Here is an 8367-nt window from a genome sequence, read left to right on the forward strand (position 1 = left end):
CCGTCAGCCGCTGACGGAAACTGTCCAAGATCTCGGAGCGGACGGCCGGTTGGGCGTGCAGCGCCGACGCGGTCACGCGGACCCCCGACATCAAGCACGGCGAGTCGATCAACGGGTCGGCCCGCGACATCGGGGCCTGCCAAAGGTGATCAAGACCATGCGTTGTTGCCAGAGTCTGGCAACAACAACTCCTAGGAAATAGGCTGACCCCGCCGGTCCCGGACGGGTCCGCTGACGCGTGGGAGGTCGCGTGGAAACACTGGCGATGCACATCTCGAACGGGATCATCGACGGTCCCGTCGCGGCGGTGTTCGCGGCCCTGGCGCTCGCCGCGCTCACCGGTTGCGTCCTACGCGGCCGGCGGGACCTGGACGATCGGCTCGCTCCGATGGCCGGCCTGGTCGCGGCGTTCATCTTCGCCGTCCAGATGCTCAATTTCCCGATCTTCACGGCCGGTGTGAGCGGCCACCTGCTCGGTGGCGCGCTCGCCGCGATGCTGGTCGGGCCGTGGGTCGGCGCGCTCTGCGTGGCCGTGGTGCTCGTCGTGCAGGCGCTGATCTTCGGCGACGGCGGTGTGGCGATGCTCGGCCTGAACATCACCAACATGGCGCTGCTCGGCACCGCCGCGGCGTACCTGCTGATCGCGGTGCTGTTGCGGGTGCTGCCCCGCACGCGGGCCGGCCTGGCCGTCACCGCGTTCGTCGCGGCGCTTCTCAGCGTGGTGGTCGCGTCCCAGGGCTTCGTCGTCGAGTACTGGCTGGGCGGCACCACCGACCTGGGCGGCAACCTCGCCGGCCTGGCCGGCACGATGGCCGGCGTGCACCTGCTGATCGGCATCGGCGAGGGCCTGATCACCGCGACCACCGTGCTCACCGTCGCGAAGGTGCGCCCCGACCTGGTGTACGCGCTGCGCGCGCTGCCCGCTCCCGCCACCCCCGCCGTCCCGGTCTCCGGAGGTGTCCGATGAAGAACCGTTCCTGGGCGTTCCTGGCCGGCGGTCTGCTGATCGCGCTGCTGCTCGCCGGTGTCGTGAGCAACTACGCCTCGTCGCACCCGGACGGCCTGGACTCCTCCCTGCTCAAGGGCTGCACCGTCGACGCCGACGACAACATCGTCGGTGGCAGTTGCCCGGCGCAGCAGGCCCGTGAGCACGAGCTGGGGGACAGTCCGCTCGCCGACTACGGCGTGCGGGGCATCCGGAACAGCTTCGTCTCGACCGGCCTCTCCGGGGTGCTCGGGGTGCTGGTGACCTTCGCGATCGGCGGCGGTGGCTTCTGGCTGCTGCGCCGCCGGGGCGGCGTCTCCACCAGGGGCGACGACACGTCCACCGTGTCGACCGCCGGCGACGACACGTCCACCGTGTCGACCACCGGCGACGACACGTCCACCGTGTCGACCACCGGCGACGACGACGCGACGGGCGACGCGGTCACCGCCGCGCGCCGCGCCGGCGCGGCCGGCTGAGCAGGAGGTACGCGGATGGGTGCCGGTCACGGGCACGTGCTGTACCGCGAGTCGACCTCGCCGGTGCACCGGCTCCCGCCCGAGGTCAAGATCGTCGCGATGGTGGTCTTCACGATCGCCGTGGTGGCCACCCCGCGCGAGGCGTTCTGGGCCTTCGGCGCGTACGCCCTGCTGGTGGCCGCGGTGGCGGCGCTGGCCCGGGTGGGGCCGCGTTGGCTGCTCAGTCGCGCGCTGATCGAGCTGCCGTTCGTGCTGTTCGCGGTGGCGCTGCCGTTCCTGGGCACCGGCGAGCGGGTCGAGGTGCTGGGGCTGCGGCTGTCCGAGGACGGCCTGCACGGGGCGTGGAACATCCTGGCCAAGGGGACCCTCGGTGTCCTCGCCTCGCTGCTGCTCGCGGCGACCACCACCACCCGGGACCTGATCGTCGGGTTGGACCGGCTGCGCTGCCCGCAGGTGCTCACCCAGATCGCCACGTTCATGCTGCGCTACCTCGACGTGCTGGTCGGCGAGGCGCGACGGATGCGGGTGGCGCGGATCTCGCGGGGTGACGACCCGCGTTTCCTGTGGCAGCTGCGCGGCTTCGCCGCCGGCATCGGAGCGCTGTTCCTGCGTGCCTTCGAGCGCGGCGAGCGGGTCTACCTGGCGATGCTGTCGCGGGGCTACACGGGGCGGATGCCCGCGGTGTGGCAGGGCGACGGCGCGGCGACCGCCGGGCAGTGGCTGGTCGCGGCGACCGTGCCGGTGGTGGCGGCCTCCATCGCCGCGACCGCCGTCGTGCTGACATGATCGGTGTCGTGCAGACCGCCCTCTCGCTGGACGTTCGTGGCGTCCGGTACGCGTACCCGGACGGGCACGTGGCCCTGCACGGGGTGGACCTGACGGTGCCGCGCGGCGACCGGGTGGCGCTGCTCGGGCCCAACGGCGCCGGTAAGACGACACTGGTGCTGCACCTCAACGGCATCCTCACCCCGACCGAGGGCAGCGTGAGCGTCGGCGGGCTGACGGTCACGCCGGATCGAGCGACCCTGGCCGAGGTGCGACGCCGGGTGGGCATCGTCTTCCAGGACCCGGACGACCAGCTCTTCCTGCCCACGGTGGCGGAGGACGTGGCGTTCGGGCCGGCCAACCTGGGCCTGCGCGGCGCGGAGCTGGCCGCCCGGGTGGACGAGGCGCTGGCCGCCGTCGGGATGAGCGAGCATCGGGCCCGGGCGCCGCAGCACCTCTCGTTCGGGCAGCGCCGACGGGTGGCGGTGGCGACCGTGCTGGCCATGCACCCGGAGATCCTGGTGCTGGATGAGCCTTCGTCGAACCTGGACCCGGCGGCCCGGCGCGAGTTGGCCGAGATCCTGCGCGGCCTGCCGGTGACCCTGCTGATGGTCACTCACGACCTGCCGTACGCGGCGGAGCTGTGTGAACGCTCGGTGATCCTGGACGGCGGCCGGATCGTCGCCGACGCCCCCACCGTCGACCTGCTGAGCAACGAGCCCCTGCTGGCCCGCCACCGCCTGGAACTCCCCCACGGCTTCACCCCGCGGGCGTAGCCCCGCGCTGGGCGTCCGCCGCCTCGGCTGATCGTGTCGCGGCGCGGGAGGCGGCGTGTAGGCGGAGGACTCCGGCTGCTGTCGCGCCGACGCCGGTGATCAGGACTGCGGCCACCATGACGCGGGCGACCTCGGATGACCACGGCACCGGGGCGACCGAGCGGGTGAACACCGCGGCGTTCGCCACGCCCGAGAAGAGGGCCAGGCAGGCACCGGCCAGCGCCACCGCGAAGTCGGCCGCCGGGCGGCGGGCCAGCGCGTAACCACCGGCGGCGAGCGCGCCCAGGCCGGTGAGCAGTGCCCAGACCTGACCGCCCAGGAGCCCGGCGAGCACCCCGCCGACGCCCTGGGCGCCAGCGTCCAGCTCTCGCCCCACCGGGTAGAGCACGGCGACCGCGCCGCCGACGACCAGCAGCACGCCCACCGCGGACAGCGCCCGGGCGCCGGCCGTGTAGGCGGCGGCGAGCAGGCCGAGCGCGCCCACCGCGAGCAGGCCGACGATGGTCACCGCCCACCAGGTGTACGCGTCCGGCGGTGGCACCCAGTCCAGCGTGCCGGCTATCTGTGCGGGGTCGGCGCCGTCGCGCAGCGGGATCGTCCAGTCCCGGACCCGGTGCTCACGCTCCGGCGCGACGCGTGCCGCGTCGGGTGGTGCCGACTCCTGCCACAGGGCCCGCTGGTCGTGCCAGCGCACGGTGGCCCCGTCGTCGACGCGCCGCCAGGACGGCGGGGCGGCCGGGTCCGCGTCGGCCGGCAGCGCGGTGTCCCCGGCGAGGGTGCGGTTGAGGTACGTGGCGGGGGACCTGCTGTTCTCGTACACGCCGTCCGGACCGATCCGCAGGTACGGCTCGCCGGAGTAGCCGATCACCTCGATCGCCCGGCCGGTGCGGTTGGTCAGCTCCAGTCGGGCGCCCGCCTCGATCACCCGTACCGTCAGGCCGGGCCGGGCCGGCGTGACGCCGGTGACGCGGGTGCGGTAGTCGGAGCCGTCCGGTGCGTCCGCGCCGTGCGCGGCGGCGGGCGCCGCGGTGAGCACTGTCGCCGCGCAGGCGGTGGCGGCGATCACTGTGGCGCGCGCCAGCAGGGTACGGATCACCTGCCGGCCGCCGCCACGGCTGCGGTGAGGCCCTGCGGGCTGCGGTCGGCGAGTGGCTGGCCGTTGACCAGGACGGTGGGCGTGCCGGTGACGTCGCTGCGGCTGGCCTCCTCGGTGACGTGCTCGGTCCACGTCTTGTACGTGCCATCGGAGACGCAGCCCCCGAACGAGCCCCGGTCCAGCCCCACGCCGACACCGGTGTCGATCAGCTCGTCGTCGCTGAGCCCGGCGCTGCCCTCGGGTGGCTGCTTGGCGAAGAGCGCCTTGGCGTACTCGCGGAACTTTCCGCCGGCCGCCGCGCAGCCGGAGGCGGCCGACGAGCGCGTGGAGTACTCGGTCGTGGAGAAGCGGTTGAGGTACGCGACCGGGTGGTAGACCACCTTCGCCTTGTTCCCGGCCACCAGCTGCTCCAGCGTCGCGCCGCTGCTCTGCTCGAACTGCTTGCAGACCGGGCAGAGGAAGTCCTCGTAGACGTCGACGGTGACCGGCCCGCCGCCGGTGACGATGCCGGTGCCGGCCTCGTTGGCGCCGGGCGGGGTGGTGAAGGTGTCCGAGCGCTGGCTGGACCAGACGCTCCAGCCGATCAGGCCGGCGATGACCAGCACGGCGACGGCGGCGGCGGAGACCCAGAGCGTACGGCGGCGTCGTCGTTCGCGGGCCAGTTGCTCGCGGACCACCCGGGCCGCGTCCCGCTGCCCCTTGCGACTACTCATCCTCGTCCTCCACGGCCGGTTCGGCGGACAGCCACCCGTCCACCGAGACGGGCGTACGCGGCCAGATCACCAGAAATCCGGCCAGCACCAAGAATCCCAGGTCCCGCAGGATCTCCGGGAGGTAACTCGGGGCCTGTCCCTCGGCGAGCTGCCCGCCGCTGCCGAAGCAGCCGCAGTCGATGGCCAGGCCACGCGCCCAGGCCGAGGAGATCCCCGCGATGAAGACCAGCAGCAGCGCGACGGAGATGGCCGCGCTGAGCCGGGTGGCCAGACCGAGCAGCAGCAGCACGCCCAGGGCCAGCTCGACGAACGGCAACGCGGCGCCGATCACTGTCGCCACGTCGTACGGCAGCACCTGGTAGGCGTTCACGGCCCGGCCGGAGGCGGCCAGGTCACCGACCTTCGACGCCCCGGCGACCAACCAGACGGCGGCGAGGCCGAGGCGGGCCGCCGTGCTGAGCCAGGGGCGCACGGCCGCCCAACGGCCGGCCCGGATGGGGGGTGCGGTCACGGTCATTTGTCGTCCCGTCTGCTCCGGAAGTTCCGGGCTCAACCGGTGAGGGCGTCGCCGACGGCCTCGACCAGCTCGTCGCGGGCCCGGGCGACGCGGGAGCGGATGGTGCCTACCGGCACCCCCTCGACGTCGGCGGCCTCGGCGTACGACAGGCCGAGCAGTTGGGTGAGCACGAACGCCGCCCGTCGCTCGGGGCTCAGCCGGCGCACGAGGTCGGCGGCGCCGAGCTGCCCGGCCGGGTCGGGATGCGGACGGTCGGTGTACGCGTTCGCGGCCAGCCGCTCGTCGAGACGGCGACGCCGGATCACCGTCCGCAGGTGGTCGGCGCAGGCCCGCCGGGCGATGCCGAGCAACCAGGTGCGGACACTGGACCGGCCCTCGAACGCCGGCAGGGCCCGAAACGCCCGCAGGTACGTCTCCTGGGTGAGGTCGTCGGCGCTGTCCGGGCCCACCAGGACGGCCGCGAAGCGCCACACCTCGGCCTGGGTCAGCCGGACGAACACGGCCTGGGCTGCGGCGTCACCGGCGCGCGCGCTCAGGGCCGACTCGGTCGCCGGGTCCCGGGCGACGTCACCTGTCGCACCGGCGGCACCGGAGTCACGCGGGACGGGGATCACGACACACCAGGCTACGCGCCGCCGGGTGTGACGTCAGGGTCCTTCGGCCCTTGGATGGTCTGCGCCACGTCGGGAACTTTTCCCCGCCGCCGGCCGACTACCTGCTCATGACACGCGACCTCTCCTGCGCGGCGCTGGCGGCTGGCCGCAGGTGAGCCGATCCTCCGCCTCGGGTCGCCGACATCCAGGTCCGTCGGCGACCATGGCCGGCATGACTGTCGCACCCCGCCGCTGGATCGCCCGGCTGGCCGCCGCCGCCGGCCTCCTGGTCACCGTCGTCGCCCTGTTGATCGCGCCAGCCACCCCGGCCAGCGCCCACGCGGTGCTGTCGAGCAGCAGCCCGGCCGCCTCGTCGGTGGTGCCGAGCGGGCCGGCCGAGGTGGTGCTCACCTTCAGCGAGTCGGTCCGCAAGGTCCCCGACAAGATCCGGGTCATCGCGCCGGACGGCGCCCGGGCCGACCGGGGCGAGCCGTCCTTCGAGGGCGCCGTGGTCACCATTCCGGTCGACCCGGCCGGTCAGCGCGGCACCTACCTGGTGACCTTCCGGGTGATCTCCGCCGACAGCCACCCGGTCTCCGGCGCGTTCACCTACTCGGTGGGCGCGCCGTCGGCGCCGCCGGTCGATTCCGGCAACGACAGTCGCGCCGACCCGGTGGTGGAGAACGCCGTGAAGGTGGCCCGTTTCCTCGGCTACGCCGGCCTGGTGCTGCTGGTCGGGCCGGCGCTGGTGCTCGCCGCGCTGTGGCCGCGCCGGCTCTCCCGGCGGGGTCCCACCCGGCTGGCCTGGGTGGGTCTCTCGCTGGTGGCCGTGGCCACCCTCGCCGACCTGTGGTTGCAGGTGCCCTACACCGCCGGTGGTGGCCTCTTCGAGGTGACCGGCGAGGGGTTCGGCAGCGTGTTCGGCAGTGCCTTCGGTGCCGCCCACCTGGTCCGGCTCGGCCTGTTGGCGGCCTCGGCGTTCCTGCTGCGCCCGCTGCTGGCCCGCCCGGCCGGCCGGGCCGACGCGATCATCCTGGCCGTGCTCGGCGGGGCGGCCCTGTTGACCTGGCCGCTGGCCGGGCACCCGGCGGCCTCCCCGGCGCCGGCGGTCTCCGTGGTGGTCGACGCGGTGCACCTGGGCAGCATGGCGGTCTGGCTGGGCGGCCTGCTGATGCTCGCCGTCTTCCTGCTGCGCCAGGCCGACGAGCGGGAGTTGGGCGCGATCCTGCCGATCTGGTCACGCTGGGCGGCGCTCGCCGTGTCGGCCCTGCTGCTGGCCGGCACCGTCCAGGCGCTGATCGAGGTGGCCACCCCGGACGCCCTGTTCAACACCACGTACGGGCGGCTGCTGCTCGCCAAGATCGGGCTGTTCGCGATCGTGATCGCCGTGGCCGCGTACTCCCGGCAGTTGGTCCGTCGACGCACGGCGGCCCAGCGACCGGCGCCGGTGCGCCGGGCGGTCCTGGTCGAGTTGGCCGTCACAGTGGTGGTGCTGGGGCTGTCGGCGACGCTTGTGCAGACCACGCCCGCCCGCACCGCCGTGGCCGGGCCGTCCGGCACCCAGGCCGGGCTCTTCTCCACCACCCTGACCAGCTCGCTGTTCACACTCCAGGTCGAGCTGGACCCGGCCGAGCGGGGCAACAACTCGGTGCACCTGTACGCGTACACCAAGGACAACCAGCCGCAGCCGGTGGCGGAGTGGCGGGCGACCGCCGCGCTGCCCTCGGCCGGGATCGAGCCGATCGAGCTGCCGCTGCTGCCGCTGACCGACAACCACTCCTACGGCGACATCAGCCTGCCGGCCGCCGGCGACTGGCAGTTGAAGATCACCGTTCGCACGTCCGACATCGACCAGGCCACGGTGACCGCCACCGTGCCCATCCGTTAGAGAGGTTCCCCAAGCCCATGACCCGTTTCCGGCGTACCGCAACCGCCGCTGCCGCCCTGGCGTTCACCGCCGTCGCCACCGCCGTGCTCGGCTTCGCCGGGCCGGCGTCCGCCCACGTGACGGTGAACCCGAAGGAGGCGACCCAGGGCGGCTACGCCCGGGTGGCGTTCCGGGTGCCCAACGAGAGCGACACCGCGTCGACCACCAAGCTGGAGGTCGTGCTGCCGGAGAACGCGCCGATCGGCTCGGTGTCGACCATCCCGGTGCCCGGCTGGACGGTGGCGACGGAGAAGCGCAAGGTGGACCCGCCGATCGACGTGCACGGCAGCCAGCTCACCGAGGCGGTCTCCAAGATCACCTGGACGGCGACCGGTGACGCGGCGGTCAAGCCGGGCCAGTTCCAGGAGTTCGGCGTCTCCATGGGCCCGCTGCCGAAGGTCGAGTCCATGGTCTTCAAGACCCTGCAGACGTACTCGGACGGCAACATCGTGCGCTGGATCGACGAGCCGCAGCCGGGCGGCGAGGAGCCGGAGAAGCCCGCTCCGGTGCTCACCC

At 73.5% G+C, this 8367-nt stretch carries 10 protein-coding genes; 6 read left to right on the forward strand and 4 right to left on the reverse strand.

Annotated features, from left to right (window positions below; translation table 11 throughout):
• Nucleotides 1-250: 250 nt before the first annotated feature.
• Genes AB0J68_RS21140 through AB0J68_RS21155 form a run of 4 tightly spaced genes read left to right on the forward strand, consistent with a single transcriptional unit; the run spans nucleotide 251 to nucleotide 3005 of the window.
• Complete coding sequence (locus AB0J68_RS21140; protein WP_363940085.1) at nucleotides 251-967, forward strand: energy-coupling factor ABC transporter permease; 717 nt, start codon at nucleotides 251-253, stop codon at nucleotides 965-967.
• A complete protein-coding gene (locus tag AB0J68_RS21145; protein ID WP_363940087.1) occupies nucleotides 964-1464 on the forward strand; it encodes a PDGLE domain-containing protein in 501 nt (166 codons plus the stop codon). Before AB0J68_RS21140 ends, AB0J68_RS21145 begins: the two co-directional genes overlap by 4 nt.
• A 15-nt stretch (nucleotides 1465-1479) precedes the next feature.
• On the forward strand, nucleotides 1480-2250 hold the full coding sequence (cbiQ, locus tag AB0J68_RS21150; RefSeq protein WP_354855160.1) for a cobalt ECF transporter T component CbiQ: 771 nt from the start codon (nucleotides 1480-1482) through the stop codon (nucleotides 2248-2250).
• Entirely contained in the window at nucleotides 2247-3005 is a 759-nt protein-coding gene (locus tag AB0J68_RS21155) for an ABC transporter ATP-binding protein (RefSeq protein WP_363940089.1), read from the forward strand. Before cbiQ ends, AB0J68_RS21155 begins: the two co-directional genes overlap by 4 nt.
• On the opposite strand, the gene AB0J68_RS21160 is transcribed toward AB0J68_RS21155, so the two are convergent.
• From AB0J68_RS21160 to AB0J68_RS21175, 4 genes are read right to left on the reverse strand one after another with little or no spacing between them, the layout of a single operon-like run.
• Nucleotides 2989-4101 (reverse strand): hypothetical protein, encoded by a 1113-nt coding sequence (locus AB0J68_RS21160; RefSeq protein ID WP_363940091.1) that lies wholly within the window; start codon nucleotides 4099-4101, stop codon nucleotides 2989-2991. The two genes, AB0J68_RS21155 and AB0J68_RS21160, sit on opposite strands and share 17 nt — an antisense overlap.
• On the reverse strand, nucleotides 4098-4814 hold the full coding sequence (locus AB0J68_RS21165; RefSeq protein WP_363940093.1) for a thioredoxin domain-containing protein: 717 nt from the start codon (nucleotides 4812-4814) through the stop codon (nucleotides 4098-4100). Before AB0J68_RS21165 ends, AB0J68_RS21160 begins: the two co-directional genes overlap by 4 nt.
• Nucleotides 4807-5331: a MauE/DoxX family redox-associated membrane protein gene (locus AB0J68_RS21170; RefSeq protein WP_363940095.1), complete on the reverse strand. Its 525-nt coding sequence runs from the start codon at nucleotides 5329-5331 to the stop codon at nucleotides 4807-4809. Before AB0J68_RS21170 ends, AB0J68_RS21165 begins: the two co-directional genes overlap by 8 nt.
• A 32-nt stretch (nucleotides 5332-5363) precedes the next feature.
• Nucleotides 5364-5945, reverse strand: coding sequence for a sigma-70 family RNA polymerase sigma factor (locus AB0J68_RS21175; protein ID WP_354855165.1), 582 nt, complete (start codon nucleotides 5943-5945; stop codon nucleotides 5364-5366).
• Between the two features lie 202 nt (nucleotides 5946-6147).
• Between AB0J68_RS21175 and AB0J68_RS21180 the strand changes: the two genes are divergently transcribed.
• Nucleotides 6148-7812 carry a copper resistance protein CopC gene (locus AB0J68_RS21180; protein WP_355066940.1) on the forward strand — a complete coding sequence of 555 codons (1665 nt, stop codon included), beginning with the start codon at nucleotides 6148-6150 and terminating at the stop codon, nucleotides 7810-7812.
• Between the two features lie 17 nt (nucleotides 7813-7829).
• A partial coding sequence (locus AB0J68_RS21185) for a YcnI family protein (RefSeq protein WP_363940097.1) occupies nucleotides 7830-8367 on the forward strand: 538 nt, incomplete at its 3' end.

The organism is Micromonospora sp. NPDC049580 (genome assembly GCF_040675595.1).
In the GTDB taxonomy this organism is placed as follows: domain Bacteria; phylum Actinomycetota; class Actinomycetes; order Mycobacteriales; family Micromonosporaceae; genus Micromonospora.